This is a genomic window from Salegentibacter agarivorans, from assembly GCF_900113135.1.
In the GTDB taxonomy this organism is placed as follows: Bacteria; Bacteroidota; Bacteroidia; order Flavobacteriales; family Flavobacteriaceae; genus Salegentibacter; species Salegentibacter agarivorans.
The window spans coordinates 25,635-50,669 of record NZ_FOOH01000019.1 but is presented as its reverse complement, the minus strand read 5'-3'; the positions used below and the strand labels follow the sequence as shown (position 1 = coordinate 50,669).

General features: G+C 35.0%; 23 protein-coding genes and 1 tRNA gene. 11 read left to right on the top strand and 13 right to left on the bottom strand.

Features of this window, described 5'->3' with window-relative positions; genetic code table 11:
* Positions 1 to 128: 128 nt before the first annotated feature.
* Complete coding sequence (locus tag BM084_RS13685) at positions 129 to 350, top strand: hypothetical protein (protein WP_075326926.1); 222 nt, start codon at positions 129 to 131, stop codon at positions 348 to 350.
* A gap of 10 nt (positions 351 to 360) precedes the next feature.
* On the opposite strand, the gene BM084_RS13680 is transcribed toward BM084_RS13685, so the two are convergent.
* The 4 genes from BM084_RS13680 to BM084_RS13665 form a co-directional block, all read right to left on the bottom strand.
* Entirely contained in the window at positions 361 to 1,962 is a 1,602-nt protein-coding gene (locus BM084_RS13680; RefSeq protein ID WP_143083663.1) for a hypothetical protein, read from the bottom strand.
* 108 nt (positions 1,963 to 2,070) lie between these two features.
* Complete coding sequence (locus BM084_RS13675) at positions 2,071 to 3,234, bottom strand: DUF4249 domain-containing protein (RefSeq protein WP_093305500.1); 1,164 nt, start codon at positions 3,232 to 3,234, stop codon at positions 2,071 to 2,073.
* Positions 3,235 to 3,237: 3 nt separating this feature from the next.
* Entirely contained in the window at positions 3,238 to 5,994 is a 2,757-nt protein-coding gene (locus BM084_RS13670; protein WP_093305498.1) for a TonB-dependent receptor, read from the bottom strand.
* A gap of 2 nt (positions 5,995 to 5,996) precedes the next feature.
* Complete coding sequence (locus BM084_RS13665; protein WP_075326931.1) at positions 5,997 to 6,725, bottom strand: hypothetical protein; 729 nt, start codon at positions 6,723 to 6,725, stop codon at positions 5,997 to 5,999.
* Positions 6,726 to 6,928: 203 nt separating this feature from the next.
* Between BM084_RS13665 and deoC the strand changes: the two genes are divergently transcribed.
* The 6 genes from deoC to mgrA are packed head-to-tail and all read left to right on the top strand — an operon-like array spanning position 6,929 to position 12,363.
* On the top strand, positions 6,929 to 7,579 hold the full coding sequence (deoC, locus tag BM084_RS13660; RefSeq protein WP_075326932.1) for a deoxyribose-phosphate aldolase: 651 nt from the start codon (positions 6,929 to 6,931) through the stop codon (positions 7,577 to 7,579).
* Position 7,580: 1 nt separating this feature from the next.
* Positions 7,581 to 8,279: a purine-nucleoside phosphorylase gene (deoD, locus tag BM084_RS13655; RefSeq protein WP_075326933.1), complete on the top strand. Its 699-nt coding sequence runs from the start codon at positions 7,581 to 7,583 to the stop codon at positions 8,277 to 8,279.
* Between the two features lie 48 nt (positions 8,280 to 8,327).
* Positions 8,328 to 9,209 carry a serine hydrolase gene (locus tag BM084_RS13650; protein ID WP_075326934.1) on the top strand — a complete coding sequence of 294 codons (882 nt, stop codon included), beginning with the start codon at positions 8,328 to 8,330 and terminating at the stop codon, positions 9,207 to 9,209.
* A 21-nt stretch (positions 9,210 to 9,230) separates the two neighbouring features.
* A complete protein-coding gene (locus tag BM084_RS13645) occupies positions 9,231 to 9,995 on the top strand; it encodes a 3-keto-disaccharide hydrolase (RefSeq protein WP_075326935.1) in 765 nt (254 codons plus the stop codon).
* A gap of 11 nt (positions 9,996 to 10,006) precedes the next feature.
* Positions 10,007 to 11,347 carry a Gfo/Idh/MocA family protein gene (locus BM084_RS13640; protein WP_093305496.1) on the top strand — a complete coding sequence of 447 codons (1,341 nt, stop codon included), beginning with the start codon at positions 10,007 to 10,009 and terminating at the stop codon, positions 11,345 to 11,347.
* A gap of 17 nt (positions 11,348 to 11,364) precedes the next feature.
* Positions 11,365 to 12,363 (top strand): L-glyceraldehyde 3-phosphate reductase, encoded by a 999-nt coding sequence (gene mgrA, locus BM084_RS13635; protein ID WP_075326937.1) that lies wholly within the window; start codon positions 11,365 to 11,367, stop codon positions 12,361 to 12,363.
* A 125-nt stretch (positions 12,364 to 12,488) separates the two neighbouring features.
* Here the strand turns inward: mgrA and BM084_RS13630 are convergent, their stop codons facing one another.
* The 4 genes from BM084_RS13630 to BM084_RS13615 all read right to left on the bottom strand — a co-directional run bounded on the left by BM084_RS13630 (position 12,489) and on the right by BM084_RS13615 (position 16,532).
* The gene (locus BM084_RS13630) at positions 12,489 to 13,460 is read right to left on the bottom strand and encodes a type I phosphomannose isomerase catalytic subunit (protein ID WP_075326938.1); all 972 of its coding nucleotides are present in this window, start codon (positions 13,458 to 13,460) and stop codon (positions 12,489 to 12,491) included.
* A gap of 127 nt (positions 13,461 to 13,587) precedes the next feature.
* Positions 13,588 to 15,210 carry an ArnT family glycosyltransferase gene (locus BM084_RS13625; RefSeq protein WP_075326939.1) on the bottom strand — a complete coding sequence of 541 codons (1,623 nt, stop codon included), beginning with the start codon at positions 15,208 to 15,210 and terminating at the stop codon, positions 13,588 to 13,590.
* Positions 15,194 to 15,823 (bottom strand): lipid-A-disaccharide synthase N-terminal domain-containing protein, encoded by a 630-nt coding sequence (locus BM084_RS13620; RefSeq protein WP_075326940.1) that lies wholly within the window; start codon positions 15,821 to 15,823, stop codon positions 15,194 to 15,196. Before BM084_RS13620 ends, BM084_RS13625 begins: the two co-directional genes overlap by 17 nt.
* Positions 15,816 to 16,532 (bottom strand): glycosyltransferase family 2 protein, encoded by a 717-nt coding sequence (locus tag BM084_RS13615; RefSeq protein ID WP_075326941.1) that lies wholly within the window; start codon positions 16,530 to 16,532, stop codon positions 15,816 to 15,818. The genes BM084_RS13620 and BM084_RS13615 overlap by 8 nt, the downstream gene beginning before the upstream one ends.
* Positions 16,533 to 16,822: 290 nt before the next feature.
* On the opposite strand from BM084_RS13615, the gene BM084_RS13610 reads away from it, so the two are divergent.
* Together BM084_RS13610 and BM084_RS13605 are read left to right on the top strand one after the other, a co-directional pair.
* A tRNA-Arg gene (locus BM084_RS13610) sits at positions 16,823 to 16,896 on the top strand.
* Between the two features lie 99 nt (positions 16,897 to 16,995).
* Positions 16,996 to 17,583: a thioredoxin family protein gene (locus BM084_RS13605; RefSeq protein WP_075326942.1), complete on the top strand. Its 588-nt coding sequence runs from the start codon at positions 16,996 to 16,998 to the stop codon at positions 17,581 to 17,583.
* Positions 17,584 to 17,638: 55 nt separating this feature from the next.
* Here BM084_RS13605 and BM084_RS13600 read toward each other — a convergent pair whose 3' ends face one another.
* Both BM084_RS13600 and BM084_RS13595 read right to left on the bottom strand, forming a co-directional pair.
* Positions 17,639 to 18,100, bottom strand: a complete 462-nt coding sequence (locus BM084_RS13600; protein WP_075326943.1) for a universal stress protein — start codon at positions 18,098 to 18,100, stop codon at positions 17,639 to 17,641.
* A 92-nt stretch (positions 18,101 to 18,192) separates the two neighbouring features.
* Positions 18,193 to 18,810, bottom strand: coding sequence for a hypothetical protein (locus BM084_RS13595; RefSeq protein WP_075326944.1), 618 nt, complete (start codon positions 18,808 to 18,810; stop codon positions 18,193 to 18,195).
* Between the two features lie 161 nt (positions 18,811 to 18,971).
* On the opposite strand from BM084_RS13595, the gene upp reads away from it, so the two are divergent.
* Positions 18,972 to 19,631 (top strand): uracil phosphoribosyltransferase, encoded by a 660-nt coding sequence (upp, locus tag BM084_RS13590; RefSeq protein WP_075326945.1) that lies wholly within the window; start codon positions 18,972 to 18,974, stop codon positions 19,629 to 19,631.
* A 96-nt stretch (positions 19,632 to 19,727) separates the two neighbouring features.
* Positions 19,728 to 20,741, top strand: a complete 1,014-nt coding sequence (locus BM084_RS13585) for a zinc-binding alcohol dehydrogenase family protein (protein WP_075326946.1) — start codon at positions 19,728 to 19,730, stop codon at positions 20,739 to 20,741.
* 165 nt (positions 20,742 to 20,906) lie between these two features.
* Here BM084_RS13585 and BM084_RS13580 read toward each other — a convergent pair whose 3' ends face one another.
* From BM084_RS13580 to tamL, 3 genes are all read right to left on the bottom strand, one after another.
* On the bottom strand, positions 20,907 to 22,019 hold the full coding sequence (locus BM084_RS13580; protein WP_093305493.1) for an alkene reductase: 1,113 nt from the start codon (positions 22,017 to 22,019) through the stop codon (positions 20,907 to 20,909).
* A 118-nt stretch (positions 22,020 to 22,137) separates the two neighbouring features.
* Positions 22,138 to 22,710: a Crp/Fnr family transcriptional regulator gene (locus tag BM084_RS13575; protein ID WP_075327972.1), complete on the bottom strand. Its 573-nt coding sequence runs from the start codon at positions 22,708 to 22,710 to the stop codon at positions 22,138 to 22,140.
* A gap of 11 nt (positions 22,711 to 22,721) precedes the next feature.
* On the bottom strand, positions 22,722 to 24,992 hold the full coding sequence (gene tamL / locus BM084_RS13570) for a translocation and assembly module lipoprotein TamL (protein WP_093305491.1): 2,271 nt from the start codon (positions 24,990 to 24,992) through the stop codon (positions 22,722 to 22,724).
* Between the last annotated feature and the right edge of the window lie 43 nt (positions 24,993 to 25,035).

Below are 25,035 nucleotides of genomic sequence, written 5' to 3'. Positions count from 1 at the left end.
ACTACCTGTTTTATAAATCTCCCAATAGATTTATAAATTACTTATTATCAAACATTTTAAAAATCCATAACAATACTTTAATGCCTCTTTAAGAGATGTTATAAGCAATATTCTGTAATTTAAAGGTTATGAAAAATAATGGAATTACATATTTAATAATCACCTCGCTTCTATTAGTAGTAATAACTAGCATGGTTTATTTTAATATCAATTTTCCGGTGATTTTCTATTTAACCTGTATAGGCCAAATTCTACTTATTTACACCGTTTATAAAGTTCTTACCGATAGTTATAAAACTAAAAAGACCTTTGATGACTGGTATGAAGATTATCCTGATGAAGTAAATTAAACTGAAATTACTACTCTACGTAAAAAGTTTTAGTTATTGAAATGGGTTTTCCATCTTCTGTAAAACCTTCCAGGTTTATCTCAAATTCTCCATTTAAATCTGAAGTGAAAAGTCGTAGCGGTTCATCGTTAAACTTGACTTCAGGATTCCACAAGAGTTGATATCTATAATCGGGTATTCGTCTTAAGCTTTCATTTGGATAATTAGGTGAATAATATTCTTTAGATTTTCGAGGTATTTTAAGTTTTGTTGAAATCATACTTTCATCTTGAAATTCGTTAGGAAAATCGCCACTTTTTGTATTAACGATAATGGCGCCTTCAAATGCAGATGGCCCTAAAAACAACTTATTTCTTAATATTCCTATACTTTTAATTTGCTGTGGATCGTAAGAAATTAATTTCTCGTGATCATTTAGAATTACTCCGTCTATAAGAAGTAGTGCTGCACTGTCAAATTCTACAAGCGGGTTTTTATTTCTAACTAAAAAGATGTTTTCACCTTCATCATTTCGTCTTATTCTGCCGAATTTAATAACTTCAGTAAATGTTTGAGATAGGTCTGGAAACCTGTTATAATCATCTAGATTATAAGTAATCAATTCTTCATCAAAGAAATAATAATTATTATCTAAATTGACAAATCTATCGGATTTAGTGGCGTTATAAGCATTTTCAATTTGAATATTAATACTTTTTTCAAGAATATATTCCTTATTGGAAGTAGCTAGACCTGGAGTGGAAAAAGATAATTTACTATAATCTAATTTCGGTTGTTCTTGTAGGTTAATTTTATAGGTGACTTCATCGTTCAAAACTTGCATGATAAACTCGTCTTCATTTGGTACTTCATTTAAAATGAATGAAAATTTTCCCCCAGCATCAGTTGAAACAATTTGAAGTTGGTTTTTTTCTCCCGGTGATGAAATTGAAATATTTTTTTCTAAAGAAGTTGGGTTAGGATCTGCTTCTATTTTGCCCTGAAAAAAAGTGCCTCTTATTTCAGGATAAAATAAGGTATCATTAAAACTCCACTTAATATTTTCAAAGAGTTTATTGAAGTCAAGGCTTGTAACTCGGGGAGGTTTATTAATACTGTCAATTCTTCTTACTGAAATAGAGAAATTTCCTGATAATTGGTTAGGATTTTCTATCTCTAAAACAACTTCTTCTCTTTGTTGAAAGGTATTTTTATTTAGAATTAAACTTATTTCCTGATTATCAAAATTGGTTTTGTGCCTTGTAAATTGATTCTTTTCTTCTATTTCCAGGTCTTCATTACTTTCCTGGTACGGATTCAAAATATATATTTCTTGTTGAAAATAATTGGCTTGCGCATTTAACATCCAATTGGTATATGCTACTAATTTATAAGCTCCCGAATTTAAATTTGCAGGTATAAAAAAATCTGCAAACCCCTGCCCCTTCTTTAATTTGACCTTATGCTGAAAAACAACTTCTTTCTTATTATTGATCAATTGTACCCAACCAACTTTACTAAAATCGCTTAGTTTGTTCGTTTCGCTTTCCAGAGAATAAAATTTATAAAGTAATTTTTCCCCTGTGAGCAATAGAGTATTATTAGTGTGAATAAACACCTTTTCTTTGGGCATTTGGGTTTGTATTAAACCCTCCTCTACCTGAGCATAGGTGGAAGATAAAAAACCAAGGCAAAATAGAATTAGTATAAACTTATTTTTAATCATTTAATTAGTATTGATTTATTCTTCCCAAAAATCTGGAACTTCGTTACTTCCAAATACCGTACAGTCTACACAACTTGCCGGTACAATTTCAAATACTGGAGTTCCAAAAGGAACTGGCACCGTACTAAACCATCTAACATTTCTATTTTCAACCAGTTCTATTAAATGTGGTAAATCTGGACTTTCTATAGGACAGTAAGAGGCTAAATAAGGATTGCTATGCTCGGAGTCAAAGAAATCTTCATAGCTAAAAAATGTTCTTTTTGTCGAAACCGAAGAAACATCAAAAAAACCTATAATCTTTTCATCCGGATTATTAATGTTTTCTAGATTTCCAGAAAAATAACCGGGTTGACTTTGGGAGAAAACATTATCGGAGCCTGAAAGCTCTTCTAAAGTTGCATAATAATTATACGCACCCCGACTAATTACGTATTGTTTAACCAGAACACTATACCTACGTGCCAATTTTGGATCGTCGGCCTTGATAAAGGTAAGTAAAAGGTTATTTACATTATCTTCTGATAAAGAGTTGGTATTGGCCAGGATAATATCTTGAGATTCTTCAGTACGGTAACAGGTATATTCTTCTTTGGTTTTAGGAACTTCCACCGGTATACCATCTCTAATTACAAGATCACTGGTTTTAAAAAAACGGGAATTAAATTTGAAAGTTTCAGAATATTCATATCTGTAATAATTTGCGTCACTTTGTGTGCTTTCCTGGTTTAAGGTAATTGCCACACCATCGTCACCTTCATACGTTATTCTATTAGCGTTTATAGATGCGATTTCCCTGTTATTTAATAATTGCATTGGCTCAGACTTATATTCTTCACCATTTGTCTGAATACTTAATTGGTATTCAACTCCAGGTTGTGCTGAAAAAATTTTTGTTGATGTATAAATTCCCGGTTCACTTTCTTCAAAAATGTACTCCCTGTCGCCTGTTACCGTTACACTAGCACCAGATAAAGGATTTGGCCCGGTGGTATCTATTTTGAATGCTTTAGATAATTTAATTTGATGCTGTTTTTCTTCATTGGTAATACTACCTTCAATCACAATAGCTTCTTCAAAAGTTTCAGGCTCAATGGGGATTTCTTCCACACAAGATAATACTGCAATAGATAATAAAAATAATAAAAGTAATTTCTTATTGATAGTAATAAGCTTCATTAATTAGAATCTAAAATTATATGTAATTGTAGGAATTGGAATTGAAAAAATAGAGCTTTGGTAAGCTTTTACCTCACCACTATCGGTTACAAAAAATACTGAATAGGGATTGTTTCTACCCAATACATTGTAAACAGAAATATTCCAGAAACTATGTGCTAATTTTTCAATTTTGTGATTTCCTTCTACGTTAAAACTCAGGTCCAGACGATAATAATCTGGGATTCTAAATTGGTTCCTGTCACTATACATAACATATTCAGAATTATTAAAATTGAATTTTCCAATAGGATAAGTAACCGGTCGACCTGTTTGGTATACAAAGTTTGCTGAAAAGCTAAAACGTTGAGTAAGTTTATAATTCAACACTGCGCTAAAATCGTGTGGTTTATCGAAATTTGTAGGGAAAAATTCACCATTATTTACTGTTTCTTCCTGAAAGTCACCTGCTAGTTTTATAAAAGACCGGGAATAAGTATAGCCCAAATAGCCGTTTAATTTCCCGGTCCTTTTCTTTAAAAGTAATTCGGCTCCATAAGCTTTTCCTTCCCCCTGAAGAACTTCAGTTTCAATATTTTCATTTAAAAATAAATCGGCTCCAACTTTATAGTCTAAAAGATTATTAGAAGTTTTATAATAACCCTCCAGGCTTACCTCATAAATATTATCGGTGAAATTCTTATAAAAACCTAAAGCATATTGACTTGCTCTTTGGGGTTTGATATAAGAATCTGATAATTTATAAGTATCGGTGGGGGCTGCTGTAGTGTTATTAGACAATGTATGAATGTACTGATAGGTATTGTTATAACTTATCTTCGTTGAGAAAGTAGGTGCTAAAAAATACCTTGCTGAAAATCTTGCTTCAGGGCCTGCATAAGTCTCTATGGCTTCACCACTACCGTAAGTCTCGTTACCAATATTTGTTTCTTCATTTCTTGGTAAATTATCTTCATAGGTATTTACAGTTCTGGGACCAAAAGCAGTATAAAACGAATACCTTAATCCGGCGTTAAGCAAAAGTTTTTCATTTATTTCAAAACTATCTTCAAAATAAACAGCAGTTTCCAAACCTCGCTCTTTTGGAATATTTAGTTCTTCTATTAATGATTCGGCGTTACCGGGGTTAATTTCTCCGGGCGATACCATATATAGTTTACTGTTTATCCCATAATTAAAAGTATGTTTAATATTATGGAAATATTTCATTTTTAATTTTAATTCCGACTCGTTTATGGAGTACCCAGACTCAAAATTATCGCTAAAATCACTGGCATAATCTATATTGAAGTTATAATTACTATTGGCAAGAACCAATTCGCCCTGGTGTTTTTCACTAAAAACCTTTTTATATGAAAGCGACACCAGGCTATTATTATAATTAAATAAAGAATCTGATGTAATGCTGAAAACATCATCGCTATAATAACCGGTAATGTTTAATTCATCATTATTATCAAAATTATGATTGTATTTAGCTACGGCATCATAAAATGAAGCCTGACTGTTTTGAAGGGATTCTTCATCAGTAAGATTTAAAATCCAGTCTGAATATGTACCTCTACCACCAATTATTAAACTTGATTTACCTTCTATAATTGGAATTTCGAGAGTTAAATTACCCGTTACTGGCCCAATTGAAGCTTCACCGGTAAATTCTTCATTATTGCCTTTTTTGGTAGTTAGATCAAAAACTGAAGATAATCTTCCACCAAATTCGGCAGGAATACTTCCTTTGTAAATACTTACACTTCCGGTAGTGAAAGGATTTAAGCCGGAAAATATGCCAAAGAAATGAGATGGGTTGTAAATAACACCACCATCAAGCAAGATTAAATTTTGATCGGTTTTTCCTCCTCTAACATTAAAGCCACTTGCACCTTCCCCAGCAGTGCTAATTCCAGGTAACGTAGTTGCTACTTTTAAAATATCCCGTTCACCTAATACAAGGGGAATGGTTTTTATCTCTGCAACATTAATTTTTTCTACACCGGTTAAAGCGGTTCTAATATTATCCCTGGCATTCGCTTCTACTAAAACCTCGCTGAGTTCTTCAAAACTTTGTGTTAGTTCTAGATCCAGGTAGCCATTATTATAAACAATAAGACGTTTTTTTACTTTTCCTACTCCTAAAGCCTGAGTTTCAAGAAGATTTACTCCTTTAGGTACGTTTAGCTCATAGTACCCATTTATATCTGTAACAGTACCAATATTTTTTTCAGGTATTAAAATATTAAGTCCTGAAATTGGTTCACCTTTCTTAGACATAGCCCTCCCTGAAAGTTGGTAAGTGTTTTTTCCTTCAGTGCGATCCTCTTTTCCAATAATAACAGTTTCTATAACATCACTTTTAACAGTATTATTGTTATAGAAAACGGGGTCTGAAATCTCTGTAGAACTTTTATTAGCAAGTACATCTTGCTCTGGTTTTGTTTCCAGGAAACCATCGGGAAGCTTATCGTAAATAACACTACCCTGGGTTAAAATTATACGATCCCCTTTCATATAGAAGTTAACATTGGTTTCTTCTAATATTTGCCTGAGTATGGTAATCGGAGAGCCTTTATACACCCCGGTAAGTTTAGATAGGTCAAACCATCTTTCATCAAAATATATTGGGTAACCTGAGCTACTTTCTAATGCTTCTAATATTTCGGGTTTCGTTTTATTTTCAACCTTAAGAGATATTTCCTTATTATCCGTTTGGGCTTGAGTAAAATGAATAGAAATAAAAATAAACAGGAGTAAAATTTTTCTCATTCTTAAATTTCGTTTTGGAAATTTGAAAGCAATGAATTCATCTCTGTGGCAAGTGTTTTCATAAAATCTTCAGGGTTATTTCTAAATTCCTTTCTGTTTGCTCTATAAAAATTTCTTATTTCAGATTTTAGCTTCGGAAAAACGTCAAAAAGGTTTCTTTTATTCCTCAATTCAAAAACATCATTTTGAAACTCGAAATAATAATCTGGCTTATCATTTTTAAATTCATGATAAACCATCTGTTTATCACGACGTTCCTGCATATCTTTTTTATGCCTTTTGTAGATTTTAAATGCTCCTTCCCTATCAATTACTTCAAAAAATCCGTTGAGATCTATATCATTTGAAGTTTCTAAATAAATAAATTGATGACCGTTAATATAGAATTCCTGCACTCTATTGTTAATTAGCTTAAAAATTGATTTGTTTTGATTGTACTGAAGATTTACCAGGATTAAATCATCATAAACATTATACTTAATAGGTACATTGGGAAATTTTTGATCGTTATAAATAATTGAAGCATCCACAAATTCATTGACTTCAAAAAATTTATGGAATTCATTAATTACACGGTGAAGTTCCACATACTCAATACCCCGGAATAAAACAGAATTTTCAATTCCAACTTGCTTATCATACAAGGAGTATATCTTTTCTTCGGAGTAATTCTGAGAAAATGTCGCTGAAGAAATTAAGATAAAAAAAAGAAGAAAGTAATTTTTAAACATTAAGAAAAGATTGATGAATAATACCTGATAATTCCAGAAAACTACAAAATATAATAGATTTTCATTAATATTTTTTTTATTAATATTAAAAATAAATTATTGAATGTTAAATCCCTAAAACCAGCACAATATCAAAAACCTGAGAATTATCATAAATTAGATCTGTTAGAAAGTTTTAGCTTTGTAAAGATTAAATCCATTTTATGCAACTCAACCAATATATAGATCATACTTTATTGAAGCCAACGGCCACACCGGCAGATATAAAAAAGTTATGTAAAGAGGCAGTAGAGCACCAGTTTTATGCAATTTGCGTTTCTCCTTCTTATATCCAATTAGCCAAATCGGCTTTAGAAGGCTCTGCTGTAAAAATAGCGGCAGTAATAGGTTTTCCTTTAGGAGCAATGACCACCAAAGCCAAAGTTTTTGAAGCTAAAGATGCTATTGAACTTGGTGCCGATGAAATTGATATGGTAATAAATATTGGAATGCTTAAGGCCGAAAAAATTGAATATATAGAAAACGAAATCACCGAAATTAAAAAAGCCATAGGTTCTAAAGTACTTAAGGTGATTATTGAAACCTGCTTTTTAACCGATGCCGAAAAGAAAGTTGTCTGTCACGCTGCTTTAAAGGCAAATGCCGATTTTGTAAAAACTTCTACTGGTTTTGGAAGCGGTGGGGCTACTTTTGAAGATGTGAAATTGATGCAAGAAATCGCAGGGGATAAAATGCAAATAAAAGCTTCTGGCGGAATTAAAGATAGAGAAACCGCTATTAAATATATTGAATTAGGTGTTTCCAGGTTGGGAACTTCTTCGGGAATTAAGCTTTTAACGTCAGATAAAAAATAGAATGAGCGTACATATACAGGCAAAGAAAGGAGAAATAGCAGAAAACGTTTTATTACCGGGAGATCCTTTAAGAGCAAAATGGATTGCAGAAAACTTCCTGGAAAATGCAGTTTGTTATAACGAAGTACGAGGAATGCTGGGTTATACCGGCACTTATCAGGGTAAAAAAGTTTCGGTACAGGCTACCGGAATGGGGATTCCTTCCGCACTGATTTATTGCACTGAATTAATTACTGAATATGGCGCTAAAAAGCTTATTCGTGTAGGTTCTGCCGGTTCTTATCAGGAAGATTTAAAGGTAAATGAAGTGGTTTTAGCTATGGCTGCTTCTTCAAATTCAGGTTTTAATAAGGCGAAATTTCAGCACGCCGACTATGCTCCTACCGTAGATTTTGAATTATTTATGAAAGCCGTAAATTTTGCTGAAAACCATAATATAAAATTCAGAGCCGGGAATGTACTTTCTTCTGATGTTTTTTACGAAGAAAGCGACCAGAATTATAAAAAATGGGCAGATTATGGCGTTTTGTGTGTAGAAATGGAAACCGCCGGACTCTACAGCGTTGCTGCCAAACATAAAGTAAAGGCCCTTTCGGTATTGACGATTTCTGACTCGCTGGTTACGGGGGAACATTTACCCGCAAAAGACCGGGAACAGAGTTTTAGCCGAATGGTAGAAATCGCTTTGGGCAGTATTTAAGTGTGTTTAGGGAAATTTCATTAAATTCGGAAAGTAATTTCGAAACTAATGAAATTTTTCCCCGCCATTCTTTTCATTTTTGCTTGTTTTATAAGCAATGCACAAACTTCTACTGAAGAACTTCAGCATACTATTGATTCTATTTTTAAAATCACGCAAGGTGATTTTGCTATTGCTTTTAAAGATCTTTCCGAAGAAAAAAACAGTATTTTTATAAATCATCACGAAGATTTTCACGCCGCCAGCACGATGAAAACCCCGGTGATGATAGAGGTTTTTAAACAAGCTTCAGCGGGAAAATTCGCTCTCCAGGATTCCCTGATTGTCAAAAATCAATTTAAAAGTATCTTAGATGGCAGCTCTTATTCTCTCGAGCTTGGTCGCGACAGTGGGGAACATCTCTATGAACAAATTGACCAGAAAAGAAGTATTGAAGACCTGGTAACCGATATGATTATTTATAGCAGCAATTTGGCTACTAATATTATAATTGAGTTGGTTGATGCTAAGAATGTAAACAAAACAATGCGAAATCTGGATGCAAAAAATATTAATGTGCTTCGTGGTGTAGAGGATATGAAAGCCTACGAAGCCGGGTTAAGCAATTCTACCACCGCATACGATTTAATGCTAATTTTTGAAGATCTCGCTACCGGAAATGCAGTAAATCCTGAAGCCGACGAAAAAATGCTGAATATTTTGCGCCAACAAAAACACACGGATCTTATTCCCCATTTGCTTCCTGAAAATTTAAAAATTGCCAATAAAACCGGTTGGATTACCGGAGTGCACCACGATTCAGCCCTTATAGAATTACCCGACGGAAGAAAATATGTATTGGTTCTACTTTCAAAAAATATGGAAGATATGGATACCGGTACCAAAATGCTTAACCAGGTTTCAAAAATGATTTACGAACATGTTAAATAATTTCCAACTAAAAATTTCAAAATGAGAATATCTTTAAAATTAAGTTTATTGGCAGGTACTTTTATAATTGCTTCATTCCCTGCTTTTGCCCAGGAAAAAAACATCGATTTACCACCTGAAGCCACCGAGTTTTACGAACCGGTGCCGCCTAAAATTCAAGCCGGAGAATCTACTACCACCGCACCTTCTGATGCAATAATATTGTTTGACGGTTCAGATCTCTCAGCTTTTGTAAACGAAAAAGATGGCTCCGAACCCACCTGGAATATAGAAGGAGATGTGTTAACCGTAAAACCGGGAACCGGCGGCATAAAAACAAAAGAGAATTTTGGAGATATGCAATTACATGTAGAATGGCGTTCGCCTTCAGAAGTTAAAGGTGACGGACAGGGCCGTGGAAATAGCGGAGTAATTATTATGGAAAAATATGAAGTACAGATTCTGGATTCTTATGAAAATGAAACCTATACCAACGGCCAGGCCGCCAGTATTTATAAGCAATCCCCTCCACTTGTAAATGCAACAAAAGCACCCGGAGAATGGAATACTTACGATATTATTTTTACTGCGCCCAGATTTAATGAAAATGGCCTGTTATTAAGTCCGGCAAAACTTACCGTGTTTCATAACGGGGTGTTGGTTCAAAACAATTACGAATTAAGTGGCCCAACCGAATATATTGGCATACCTAATTATACTAAACACGACGAAAAACTTCCTATTCATTTGCAAGATCATGGAAATCCAGTGAGTTTCAGAAATATCTGGGTTAGGGAATTGAATTAATCTGTTACAAAATGAAGAATTCAAGAAGAAAATTTTTGCAGCAAACTACTCTGGCTACTGCCGGTTTAGGTTTATCAGGGTCCTTATTGGCCAATCCATTTTCAGGTTATCAGAGTTTTGGTACAAAAGACAAAATTAATTTTGGATTAATTGGTTGTAAAGGAATGGGATGGTCTAATATGCAGGCTCACCTTAAATTACCCAATCTAACCTGCGTGGCCCTGGCAGATATAGACCAGCGTGTTTTAGATGAAAGGACTAAAAATGTAAAGGATATAACCGGTAAAGCACCAAAACAGTACAAAGATTACCGTCAAATGCTGGAAAACAAAGATATTGATGCGGTAATAATTGGTACACCAGACCATTGGCATTGTTTGAATTTGGTTCACGCTCTGCAAGCCGGGAAGCACGTTTATGTGGAAAAACCGCTTGCCAATAGTATTGAAGAATGTAACACCATGCTTAAGGCCGCCAAAAAGTATAATAAAATTGTACAGGTAGGCCAATGGCAACGCAGCGGGACACATTATGACGATGCTATAAATTATGTAAAATCGGGAAAACTTGGGAATATTCGCTTGGTGAAATGTTGGGCTTATATAGGCTGGAAAGACAGGCTTCCACATAAACCTGACAGCACTCCTCCACCGGGTGTAGATTATAAAATGTGGTTGGGTCCTGCGCCTGAAAGACCTTTTAACGAAAATCGGTTCCATTTTACTTTTCGTTGGTTTTGGGATTATGCCGGCGGACTTATGACCGATTGGGGTGTGCATGAAATTGATATTGCACTCTATGCAATGAATGCTAAAGCACCAAAATCTGTTTTAGCTTCTGGCGGAAAACTTGCTTACCCCAATGATGCCGCTGAAACTCCCGATACGCTTCAAACAGTATATGAGTTTGAGAATTTCAATTTACTATGGGAACACGCCGTTGGAATTGACGGTGGAAATTATGGTAGAAATGAAGGCATTGCTTTTATAGGAAATAACGGTACGCTGGTAGTAAATAGAGACGGCTGGGAGATAATTCCTGAAGGAGATAATATTGATGGAAAATTTGTTCCGAAAGTGGAAGAAATAGCATTGCAAAAACCTGAAGGAAATGCGCTGGAAAAACATGCGGCTAATTTTGTTGAAGCCATAACTACCAATGATTGTTCAAAACTTAATTGTGGTATTGAACCAGGAAGCATCGCGGCTATTAATGCCCATATGGGAAATATTGCATACAAAACAGGAAAAAAATTGTACTGGGATTCAGAAAATGAAAGTTTCGATGATGATGAGGCGAATAATCTGTTAAAAGCGAATTACCATAATAGTTGGGAATTACCTAAGATTTAGAACTAAAATTAATTTCAATGAGTAAATATATAGCTAACGAGAATCGATACGAAAAGATGCAATACCGCCGCTGCGGAAAAAGCGGAATTAAACTTCCCCTACTCTCGCTGGGTTTATGGCATAATTTCGGAGATAATGATGATTTTGAAAATGCAAGAAACATTTTAAGAGCAGCATTTAATAATGGTATTACCCATTTTGATCTTGCCAATAATTATGGGCCACCTTATGGTTCGGCTGAGAAAAATTTCGGGAAGATTTTTGCCGAAGATTTTAAGCAATACCGTGATGAATTGCTTATTTCTACCAAAGCCGGTTGGGATATGTGGCCGGGACCTTATGGTAATTTTGGGTCCAGGAAATACCTTATTGCCAGTTTAGATCAGTCGTTACAAAGAATGGGACTGGATTATGTAGATATCTTCTATCACCACCGCCCAGATCCTGATACACCTTTAGAAGAAACTATGGGTGCTTTAGATCAGGTTGTAAGACAGGGAAAAGCACTTTACGTGGGTATTTCCCAATATTCATCTAAAGATACTGCCAGGGCAGCTGAAATTCTTAGAGCGCAGAAAACACCTTTCCTAATCCATCAACCTCGATATAATATGATGGATCGCTGGGTTGAAAATGGTTTATTAAATACACTTGAACACGAAGGGATTGGCAGCATCGTTTTTTCTCCATTGGAACAGGGAATTTTAACCGATAAATATTTAAACGGAATTCCAAAAGACAGTAGAGCGGCAACCCAGGGCAGTTATTTAGATGAGTCGCAAATTACACCTGAAGTGGTAAAAAAAGTGCAGGCACTAAACGAAATTGCCCAATCCAGGAATCAAAGTTTAGCCCAAATGGCCGTGGCCTGGTTATTAAAAGATAAACGCGTCACTTCCGTTTTGGTGGGTGCGAGTAAGGTTTCTCAATTAGAAGATAATATTAAAGCCATTGAAAACCTTGAATTCAATAAAATTGAATTGGAAAAAATAGAAGAAATTTTAAAAAATAAATAAGGTTAAAATAGGCTGTTTAAAACGCATATTTCCGTCAGGCAAAACTTATTTCAACTTCTAACAACATAGGTCCTGAAACCAGTTCAGGATGACGATTGTAAAACGCGATTTAGACAGCCTATTTTTTATTTAATATAAACCTCTAAAAGTTCACAATTTTCAGCTGAAAGCTTAACTTCTTTATTCGAGGCCGGGATTAATAAAGTTTCTCCCTGGGCGATTTTTTCAGAATTTCCATTTACTGAAACTTCTCCATTTCCGTTAACACACATATAGATTACAAACGAATCTAAATTGCTATAATCTTTGGTAATTTCTCCATCTACAGCTAAGTAATTTGTAGTGAAATACTGGCAACTGGCAACTTCAGAAGATTTGTTTTTTGTTTTTTCGTAGTTCAGCTTAAAATCGTCTTTCTTTTCAAAATCTATCGCATCAATGGCTAATGCGGTATGCAGTTCCCGGGAATTTCCTTCATCATCGGTTCGGTCCCAATCGTAAATTCTATAAGTAACATCTGAGGTTTGCTGAATTTCAGCTAAAAGCACCCCTGCTCCTATCGCGTGTACTTTTCCGGTATTTATAAAGAAACTATCGCCTTTTTTTACTTCTTCAAAATTGAGTAATTCAACAATTTTTCCTTCTTCTAAACGGGTAATATAGTCTTCTTTAGAAACACTTTCTTTAAAACCAATGTTGATTTTTGCACCTTCATCGGCCTGCATAATATACCACATTTCGGTTTTTCCGAAAGAATTATGGCGTTGCTGCGCAAGCTCATCGTTAGGATGTAATTGTACAGAAAGTTCTGTATTGGCGTCTATAAATTTTATAAGCAAAGGAAAATCGGCATCGAATTCTTTATAGATTTTCTTACCTACAATTTCTTCTTTGTATTCCTTTAAAAGGTCCTTTAGGGAAAACCCTTTAAGTTCACCATTAGAAACTACAGATATAGCTCCTTCTACACCAGATATTTCCCAGCTTTCGCCCAGGTCGTCCCGGTTGGTTTCTTTATTTAGAATTGTTTTTAGTTTTTCTCCACCCCATATTTTTTCTTTCAAAATGGGGAAAAATTTTATTGGATAGTCAAGCATTATTTGGTTAGTTTTAAAAGCGCTCCAATATAATCAAATATTAGCATGTTAAAAAATTGGTAGCGTCTCATTTTAACAAGAATTGAAAAGTTTTAGGCTTCTCTAAAAATACGGCTGATTTTTATTTTTAATTTTCTTTTTCAACGAGGAATAAATCCCTGTACAACCGTTGTTTGTGTTTGCTGCTCACAGGATTCATATCTACGCTATCAATTTTAATCGTGCTATAGTTTCTAAAAATGGTCTGTAAACTATCAAGATTATATTTCCCATCAGATAAAATCAAAAATTTATCTTCTGAAGGGATTTTAATCTCACCATTCTTATTTAAAACCGGAATTGGTTTTCCATATTCCCAAATCATTTCTGGCGCAAAATCATTAATTTCATAAACAGGTGCATTATATTCTTTGAGATGCCTCTTAATATTTACAATGCTATTATAATCTTTGTTTACATTAATTTTATTGGCTATTGGCAAACCAAACCATACAATACTTACCAGGAAGAATATGCTTAAATAAAAAAGTGGTTTTATTTTTTTCAGTATTAAAAACCTAAACATTAAAACCCCGATGATAAATAAGAAAATTGAACTCAAGATATACCAAATCAAAATATCCTGCAGAAAAGATTCAAAATAGAAATATGCAGCAATGGGAAAAACACAGCCTACAATGGCGAAAATTCCAAAATGAAAATAAATCACCGCCGCTTCTTTTGTCTTTAAGCTTTTAAAATGATTAAAAAGAAATTCAATATAAAATGAGGTATTCATTGCCATAGGAATAAGAACCGGCAACAGATAGCGGGATTTTTTCTCTGGAATTACTGAAAGCAAAAAAACTGAAGCCAGCGTCCAGAGAAGCGTGAATTTATAAGCTTTTTTATTGCTAACCCTATCTTTTAAATAAGGATAAAACAAGGCCACAAAAGATGGAATGGTCCATAAACCACTTTGAATAAAAAAGCTCCAGTAATAATAAAACGGCCTTACGTTGTAATTTAACCATCTCCCCGTCTCCTGGCTGGTAATTTCGGCAACTGCACGAGTATCAAATAAATAAACATAGAGGTTCCACCAACCGCCAGAAATTAATGCCACCAAAATTAAAAGAGCCAGGGCCTTCCACCGTGCCTTTGTGCCATCAAATTTGTAAATAATTCCGTAAGCAATTAAAAACGGAAGAAATAATGCATAAAGTGAAACCGGGCCCTTACTAAGAATAGAACAACCAATAAACAATCCGCTAACTAAAGCATACAAATACCAGTTTTTAGTGGAATTATAGAGTTTATACAGCCAAAAGATAGCCAGCATCATAAAACTATGGGTATAAATATCCCACTGCCCGTCCCTACTGGAGAAAACAATATAAAATGAGGTAGTAGCAATTAAACCGGCCACAAAAGACAATTCTATATTTTTGGTAATTTTGAGTAGTAATTTGTAGATAAAAACTACTAAAATTAATCCCATAATTGCTGAAGGAAGTCGCAAGCCAAAAAGTCCTTCCATCCCAAAAACCGACATTGAAATTGCGGTTAGCCAGGTTGGTAAAGGTGGTTTTTCATAACGCGGCTCAGCATTCATCGTGGTGAATATCCAGTTATTATCATTCAGCATTTCGCGAGCGGTAATAAAATTACGCGCCTCCATAATGTTGATATAAATTGCATCCAGGTTTATAAAAAACACGGCTATTGCTGCAAAAATGAGTAGCAGAAGATATTTATTCTCTAATTTCATTATGGTGAATTATAATATTTCTAATATACATTATGGCGCCAAACAAATGCCCAATAAGCAAAACGGGATCTTTTCTAAAGACTGCATAAATTAAAATTAACGAAGAACCTACCAGGCTTAACCACCAAAATCCAAGCGGTAAACAGGATTTCTTCTGTTTTTCAGAATATATCCACTGGTATAAAAATCTTAAGGTAAAAACTACCTGGGCAAAAATTCCTAACAAAAGCAACCAAAATGGGATTGCTTCATTCAGAAATAATTTCTGAAGGTTATATTCGTTATTAAAAAAGCTGTAAATAACCACAATAGCAGGGAAAACCAGGATTATAAATCGTATTAAATAGGGAAGCTTTTTCCATTGCCCCTGGAAATGTAAGTTTCTTATATAAATAAAATACGTTAGCGTTTGGCCCAACATAATCGCAAAGTCATCTCTAAAATAGCCGTAAATAAAAAGTAAAAAAGAAGCCAGTAAACTTAATTCCCAAAAAAGAATTGGGGTAAGCACTTTCTTTTGTTTTTCAGAAAGTATCCATTGCATAATCATCCTTGACGAAAAAAGGATTTGCGCGGTAAAGCCAATTACATAAATAAGCAGCGAATTATCCATGTTTCGCTTTTATGCTATAATCTATATACGATTTTTTAATCCAAACATAAGCAAAACAATCTACCAAAGGCCCCAAAAACCTATTTTTGAAATTGTATTTAGATTCGCCTTCAATTCTTGGATAATGATTAATAACCACCTCTTTTATCTCCTTTTGCTGCAATAATATCATAGCCGGTAAAAAACGCTGTAAACCTTTAAACATAGGGATTTTCTTGGCGTATTCGGTATGCATTATCTTAAGCGGGCAGCCGGTATCGTGAATATTATCGTGCGTAAAAAATATGCGTACGGCATTTCCGGTTTTGGAAGAAATACGTTTTACAAGGGTATCTTTTCTATTTTTACGCCAGCCGGTAACCAAACCAAAATCTTTAATATATGGCAGAAGTAATTCAAAATCTTCGGGATGCGTTTGTAGATCGGCATCCAGGTAACCAAGCAATGGCGTTTTAGTATGATCGAAAGCGGCTTTTAATGCTGCGCCTTTCCCATAATTTTTGTCGAATAACAAACAATTAAAATCCTCGTGATCTAAACAGAATTTTTCTATAGCCGAAGCACTGCCGTCACCAGAGCCATCGTCTACCAGTAAAACACAGGATTTGAGTGAAGCCGATTTAACGTAATTCTGCAAAAAATCAAAAAGCCTGGGTAAACTTTCAATCTCGTTATAAACCGGAACAATAATGGTGAATTGAAACTCCATAAACAATTAACAGGCTTTATTAAGAATTGAGGTAAATTTACTAAACCTAAATATCTGGTTAACAGGCGTTGAATTTTGGAGCAAAAAATATTTCAATGTTATCAAAGGAATTTTTTAAAAAATTTACCGAGGCAAAATTAAGGATATAATTGAGAAAAACTTTCAATTTAAAAATTAAGTTAAAAACAGATTAAAATTCCCTTAAAATCAAGTTGATGAAAAAAATAAATTTTTAAATAAAAAAAGCTTGTTTTATTTGGAAAGAGGCTTATATTTGCAACCGCAAAAACGGTCGCGTAGCTCAGCTGGATAGAGCACCTGCCTTCTAAGCAGGCGGTCCCAGGTTCGAATCCTGGCGCGATCACTTTGTAAAACCGTAAAACTTAATTTTAAGTCTTTACGGTTTTTTTATTTCCTATTCTGTAGATTTGAATTAATAAAAATCGCGATAAAATTAATTTCAATGAATTATCAAGAATATAGCTCATACTTCAAAAATATCCTGCTTAAACCTGCGACGGAACACCAACCGCCTTATGATAATCCCGATTACCTGAATTATACAAAGCTAAACTGGTCACGTATGAACCGGTGGTTCAAAACAGGAAAATTATCACATGATATTGTCGAGATTGTCAAAAAGATAGATCAACCGCAACACTGGATTATTATTACCGAGCCCTGGTGTGGCGACGCAGCTCACAATATTCCTTTTATAGAAATGATAGCAAGTGAGAATCCGCTAATAACGGTTTCTTATGAATTAAGAGATGCAGCACCTTACAGGATTGAGCAGTATCTCACCAATGGTACACAATCAATTCCTAAATTAGTAATTCAAAATCAACAAGGTAAAGATTTAGCAACCTGGGGACCACGTCCTGAAAATTGTCAAAAAATGTATGCTGAACTACTCCAGGAGAGAGCTTCTTTTGAGATCATAAAAACTGAGATACAAAATTGGTATAATTTAGATAAAGGAAAAGAGCTTCAAAAAGAATTGGAAGACGTATTATCTGCTACCCGTAATTATAAATTTAATTTTGGGTAATAAAAAAGTCTTCTGTAGTAGAAGACTTTTTTATTATTGGAATTTTGATTTCTTATCAATCCTTCTTAATTGGCACCATAAAAACCGGAACTTCAGTTTTTTCTAATACGCTTGAAGCAACTGTTCCCATTAAAAGTTTTTCAAAAACCGAATGGCTATGCGTGCCCATTACCACCAAATCGGCATTCCAGGTTTTAGAATATTCTAGAATAGCGGTGGCGGCATCGCCTTCGGCTAAATGCGTTTCTACATTTTCATCGTTAAGGTGTTTTGCTGCAGTTTCCAGAAAATCTTCTACAACCTCCCGCATTTCCAGGGCTATATCTAAATTTACAGCCATTTCATCATAGCCTGAATATCCCATAAACGTAGGATAATCAATTCCGTAGTAACTTACATTGGCCATTACGTGAAGTAAACAAACCCGGGCATCTAATTGTTTGGCGAGTTTGTAACCGGCTTCAGCCACTTTTTCTGAAACAGGATGATAATCTATTGCAATTAATATACGCTTCATAAGATTGGGATTTCTTATAAAGTTATTAAATGAATTTTAAAAATTAGAATAATTGGTAATGAATCGGTTGAAAAAAGAAATCTGGTTAAATTTTATTCTTTAACCACAATTAAGCTCGCTTTGGCGCCGGTTAAAAGGTTCCATTCTTTAGAAGCAACCAGGTTTCCGTTTTCTTCCAAAACTTTTAACTGCGCGGTATTAGGACCGGAAGATCCCTGGTTTATCGCTTCAAATTCAATATTATTAAATCCGCTTTCTAATGTAACCAAAACCGGGTGATACCCACTTCCCAGCACTACACGTTTTACAAAATTACCATTTACATAAATATTTACCTGGTCACCATCTACAAATTGATGGTCGCGGCAATACAGCTCCACAAATTTACCGGTAGTTTTAAAGTCGCCTAAATACTGGTCTTCCTTATATTTATTTAAAGCTTCTTTATCTGCTGTCCACTTCTCCTTTACTGCATCTCCAGCGGTTTTTAAATTATTAGGTTTTTCTCTAAAGTCTATTGTTTTAGGTTTTTCTCGCAGGTATTTGCTTTCTTCGTTAGATTCTTCGGCCCTAAGAATAGGAAAACCAGAAGATTTTGTTTCAGGCTCAGCTTTTAGAATTCCTCCGGTATTATTGGTAGCAGGAAGATCTATTTGCCCGTAGCTTATAAAGGTGAAGCAAAAAAACAAGGATGTATAGATAAACTTCATAAAATGAATTCTTTAAGCTAATTATATCAAAAATACAGCCAAATTAGCATACAGAAAAATCTTTTAAGATAAACCTGAAATGTAGCTGTCTCGCTCAGGCCATTCGAAAAACAATTACTTATCTTTACTCACCAGGAAAGTTCAAAAATTTAAAAACTACCATGCAAATAAATCATCTCTTAGAAGAAAATTCTATAGCCGGAAAATTTGTAGCACAACTCAGAGATACTGAAATTCAGAAAGATAGAATGCGTTTTCGCAGAAATATTGAGCGTTTAGGTGAGATTTTAGGCTACGAACTAAGTAAAACACTAAAATTTACTTCAAAAAATATAAATACGCCACTGGGAAATGCTGAAGTGCAATTACCTGAAACCCAGGTTGCGCTTTGTTCTATTTTACGCGCCGGACTTCCTTTACACAATGGTTTATTAAATTATTTTGATGATGCTGAAAATTCTTTTATTTCAGCATATCGCCATCATCCAACCAACGATGAGAATTTTGAAATTGTAGTAGAATACCTTGCCTCGCCTTCCCTGGAAGGAAAAACCCTAATTCTTGCCGACCCAATGCTGGCTACCGGCCGTTCTTTTGTTAATGTGATGAAAGCCCTGGAACATATGGGTAAACCCAAAGAAATTCATTTAGTAGCAGTAATTGGTGCCGAAGAAGGCATTGCCCACGTAGCTGAAGAATTTCCTGCAGATACCAAACTCTGGATAGCAACCATAGATAAAGAATTAAACGATCGCGGGTATATTGTCCCAGGCCTTGGAGATGCCGGAGATCTTTGCTATGGCGGCAAACTTCAGCATTAATAATATTCCGTTCTTATTATTTTTTTAAGTGCTGGGCGCTGACTTGTTTATTTCTTAAATTCAAATATTAATATGCTAATTCTTAAAAAATAAATTATGAAAGCCGTTGGAATAAAAAAATCGCTTCCTATAGATCATTCAGATAGTTTTATTGAATTTAATACTGAAGAACCCAAGCCGGGAGATTCAGATCTATTGGTGCGTATTAAAGCCGTTTCTGTAAATCCTGTAGATTTTAAAGTGAGGCAAAATGCCGCAAAAAACAAAGAGTTAGATACACCCAAAATTTTAGGTTGGGATGCTGCCGGAATTGTAGAACGGGTTGGAAATAAAGTTACTAAATTCAAACAGGGCGATGAAGTTTTTTATGCCGGGGAAATTGACCAGCCGGGTTGCAATGCCGAATTACAGTTAGTAAACGAAAATATTGCAGGCCATAAACCTAAAAACCTTTCTTTTGAAGAAGCAGCCGCTTTACCCCTAACCGCTCTCACAGCCTGGGAATGTATTTTTGAGCGTTTAAAAATTGAAGAAAATTCAGGGGAAAACCGGGATATTCTTGTTATTGGCGGTGCCGGCGGAGTTGGTTCCATTGGAATTCAGCTTTTAAAGAAACTTACCAAATTTAATGTAATTGCCACTGCATCCAGGAATGAAACCGAAGCATGGTGTAGAAATATGGGCGCCGATGTGATTGTAAATCACAAGAATTTAGTAGAAGAAATGAAAGCTAAAGGTTATGAAAACGTAGATTATATCCTCAACTTTTCTGATACCGAATTGCACTGGGACGCAATGGCCGAACTCATAAAACCACAGGGAGAAATTTGCTCTATTGTTGAAACAAAAGATAAAGTAGATTTAAATAAACTTAAGGGTAAAAGTGTGGCTTTTCACTGGGAATTGATGTTTACCCGGGCTAAATTTCAAACTCCAGATATGCACAAACAGCACGAAATACTGGAGAGAGTTTCTAAACTTTTAGAAGAAAAAACTATTGAAACCACATTAAATAAAACTTTTTCAGGATTAAATTCCGAAACTTTTAAAGAAGTTCATAGTTTACAGGAATCTGGGAAATCTATTGGTAAAAATGTGATTTCGTTTTAAAATAAAAAAGAGGTTGTTTGGAATTAATCTTTTAGCGTCATGCTGAACTCGTTTCAGCATCTAATATGTTCATGATTTTAAACATGTTAGACCCTGAAACCAGTTCAGGGTGACGGCTTAAAACTTAACAAACAACCTCTTCTAATTACAATTAAACAGGATCTTTTAAGCTTCCTGTTTTCTGGCTTTAGCTTCGTAATCTATATAACCTTTTTCACCGGGCACATAGAAAGTATCGGTGTCCCAGTCTGAAAGCGGAATATTTTCAGCAAAACGCTCTACTAAATCGGGATTGGAAATATAAGGTTTTCCAAAGGCTACCAAATCGGCATTTCCTTCTTCAATTACTTTATTTCCAGATTCTTGATCAAAGCCTGCGTTAATCATTAAAGTACCATTATACATTGGCCGGTATCTCTTAGCGATTTCAGTTACCGCATAAGGAACATCTGAAACATCGTTAAAAGGCTCTGACAAATGCAGGTAAGCAAGATCGTAATCGTTCAATTTCTTGATAATATAATCGAAAGTTGGGATGGTTTCCTCATCCATCGTCATTCCAAAAATACCGTTCAGGGACGGGTTTAATCTTAAACCAATTTTTTGCTCTGGCATTACCTCCTTAATCGCATCTATGGTTTCAAACAAGATCTTTGCACGATTTTCTATGCTTCCGCCATATTCATCATTTCTTTTATTAGAAGTTCCATTAAAAAACTGGTGAAATAAATATCCATTTGAAGAATGAATTTCAACTCCATCAAAATCGGCCTCCATTGCATTTTTAGCCGCATTTTTAAAATCCTGGATCGTTCTTTTAATATCTTCAATGGTCATTTCTTTTGGCGTCACGGTATCTTTAAAACCTTCCGGTGTATAAGATTGCGCTTCAGGATTTATTGCTGAAGCCGATAAAGGTAAATCCCCGTTATGAAAATCGGGATGAGACATTCTACCCACGTGCCAAAGCTGAATAAACATTCTGCCTTTAGCTTCGTGCACTTTTTTATTTACCATTTTCCAGCCTGCAATTTGCTCTTTGCTGTAAATTCCAGGTGTATTTACATACCCCACAGCTTCTTTAGAAACCTGGGAACCTTCGGTAATAATAAGTCCGGCAGAAGCTCTTTGGGTGTAATAAACATCGTGTAGACCTTCAATAGGCGTATTTTCAGGATTATCAGCCCTACTTCGCGTCATTGGAGCCATTACTACTCTATTAGGAAGTTCTAATCCGTTTAAATTATATGATTTTAATAAATGTTGTTCTTTACTCATAGCTTTTTTTGGTTGTATTAATCAATCTTTTTCTTAGCAATTTTTAAAAGCTAAATTATATGAAAAAGGAAAGAAACTACTTGATGTATGTTAGCAGGGCCTGTTAAAAAATGTTAAGCTAAGACAGCTCTTTTCGCAGCCTGCTTAGGCTTTCTGGTTTTATACCAAGATAGTTCGCAATATGGTAATTGGGAACGCGCTTTTCAATTTGGGGATAGGTTTGGCAGAATTCCAGGTAGCGCTCTTTGTTATTTTTTTGAAGGGAGGAAAGAATTCTACTTCTAAGTGCCACAAAAGCATTAGTAGTTTTAATTCTGAAAAAACGTTCAAATTTAGGAATTCGCTTATATAAAGTTTCAAGAGTATCGCGATGAATTCCCAGGAGAACCGAATCTTCTATAGCTTCAACATATAACTGGGCGGGATAATTTCCGAAGAAAGCTTCAAAATCGCTTATCCACCAGTCTTCTACTGCAAACTGAATAATATGCTTATTTCCATTTTCATCTAAATAAAAGGCCTTTAAACACCCCTGAACCACATAATATTCATAGTCTACAGCCTGCCCCGGTTTAAATAGAAATTCTTTTTTTGAAATACGTTTTTCTGATAGAACACCAGTAAATTCTCGTTGTTCATCTTTTGAAAGATTAATTTTTGAAGTTACGTGTTTTAAAATTTCTTTATGCATTATCAACATTCTTAGAAAGGATAACCTATAGCGAAATTCAAGACCGGATTTGCATAATCAAATTCCCAGCGCTCGCCTTCCCGTAAGGAAGGATCATGTAAAGGAGCTGCCAGATCTACCCGAATCACAAAACTTTGAATATCTACCCTTAAACCAAAGCCGGTACCAATGCCCAGCTCATTCATAAAATCTTTACTGAATTCACCTCCTACCAGCGTGCTGTTTTCTCCAGTATTCCAAACATTACCGGCATCGGCAAAAACGGCACCGTACAAGTATGGAAAAAGCGGAAAACGATATTCCAGGTTAGCTTCCAGCCTAATATTACCAGCCTGGTCAAAAAATGCACCTTCTTCATCTGGCGGTGTATACGTTCCGGGACCTAAAGATCGGGTATTAAAAGCTCTTACGCTATACGGTCCACCGGCAAAATACTGTTTTGTGAATGGTAAAACATCAGAATTTCCATAAGGCAACCCATAGCCGGCAAACAGCCTGGTAGCTATTTTAGAATCTGATCCTGTTTTTAAATGATATCGCAAATCAATATCGGCCTTGGCGTATTGGGCATATTCAAGATTTAAAAAGGTTTGCGGATTTTCTTCCCCGTGCCCGCTTATGGCATCAATTAAATTTCCAGCCACATCTAAAGTAGAATTTATAAAGAATTGGTGCCTGCTATTCCCGTCTATAAGTCCGTTATAAAGAAAAGAGTAGGTTAAACCGGCAATAAATTCCTGGTTAAAACTTCGTTCTAAGAATGGGTTGTCGTCCAAAATATTCTGAAATTCCTGGGTAGTATTCCCCAGGTTGACATAATTTAAGGAAATAGGATAAAACTCGTGGGTCACAAACCTATTTGCATTCCAGAGATAACCAAACCGCGCAGAAACTGAACCAAGGCTAAACAGTTTACTTCGGGTAAGGTAATCAAAACCTAAACTGGTCTTTGTTTTGGGGATGGAATATGAAAACCAGTTTTTATCAAAATTTATGGGAAATAATAACCTGGGGAAAATAAGATCTCCCTGTAAACCTAATTGTATACTGTTTAATCCTGCCTGCGTGCCTCCGCCGGTTTGTACTTCATAACCAAAATCTCCGGTAACATTTAGAATTTCTCCGCCCTTAAAAAGATTCCTGTTAGTATATCCCAAAGCTAAACTAGGGCCGGTAAAGCCGTTAGATTTTGTTACCGCCTGGATTTCTGCACGCAAGGAGCGTTTATTTAATGGAGAAAGATAAATATTGGTTTCCAGCACTCCCAAACTATCGGTAGAGAGGCTATCAATTTCGGTATAATTTATATTTACGAATTTGTAAGCGCCGATATCTCCTAGCCTCCTGGCGGTATTTCGGGAATTTTCAGGGTTATAATACTGCCCTTCTTCCAGTAAAATGTAAGGATCTAAATGTTTAGGTTTAAAAAATATTTCTTTTTGAAAAAAGTTCTTTTCAGCATAGCGGGTTTTTGCGGTAGTACTATCGGTTCCTACTTCATACTTGGGATAAATATTAACACTTTTTAATTTATAAGGAATAATACTTTCGGTAGGAACATCCTTTTTCAATCTTAAAAAGAGATCAAAATTCTTATGTTCATATTGATTGGTATCTGCTTCAAAAATTAAAAACCCTGGATTGAAATTATAATAGCCTTTAGACTTTAAATTGGCATCAATTCTCTCTCTTTCCAATTTTAAAGCTGCAAGGTCAAATCGCATTCCTTTTTCTATTGGAGAATTTTCTAAATTGTTCCCAATTTCCTTAAAAATCTTGAGTGAATCTGAGTCTAACTTATAATTCTCCAGTAAGTATGGCGTAGGTACCTCAATATTATAAGCTACATCCATTTCTTTTTTCTTCTCTTTCCTGTTCTCGGTAGAAACTACTGTACTGTAGAAAAAGCCTCTGTTCTCCAGCCTGTTTTTCAACAAATCTTCTGTTCTAAGAGGATCTACATCACTGGCGTAAACCGGCTCTTCCCCTATTTGTTTGTTTAAAAATTTATTGATAAAACCCGGCTTTTCACGTTGAGCTTTATAATGAAAATAAAGCCCCGGTTGCATTCCCAGAAATGAACTATTGGGTTCAGGTCTTAAAACCGATTCTAATTCTGCTTTTAAACGGGCGCGTCTTTTAATACTGGTATCACTCTCCATGGTAATTTTGGCGCCCGTGTAGAGTAATTCGTCTTCGGGCACAAATTTTTTCACATTACAGGCCTGCAGCAAAAAAAATGCAGCACAGAGATAAGCGATATATTTTAAGTATAATTTCATCTATTACATTTTCAATCTCAAAGTGGTAATTAAGTCAGGATCT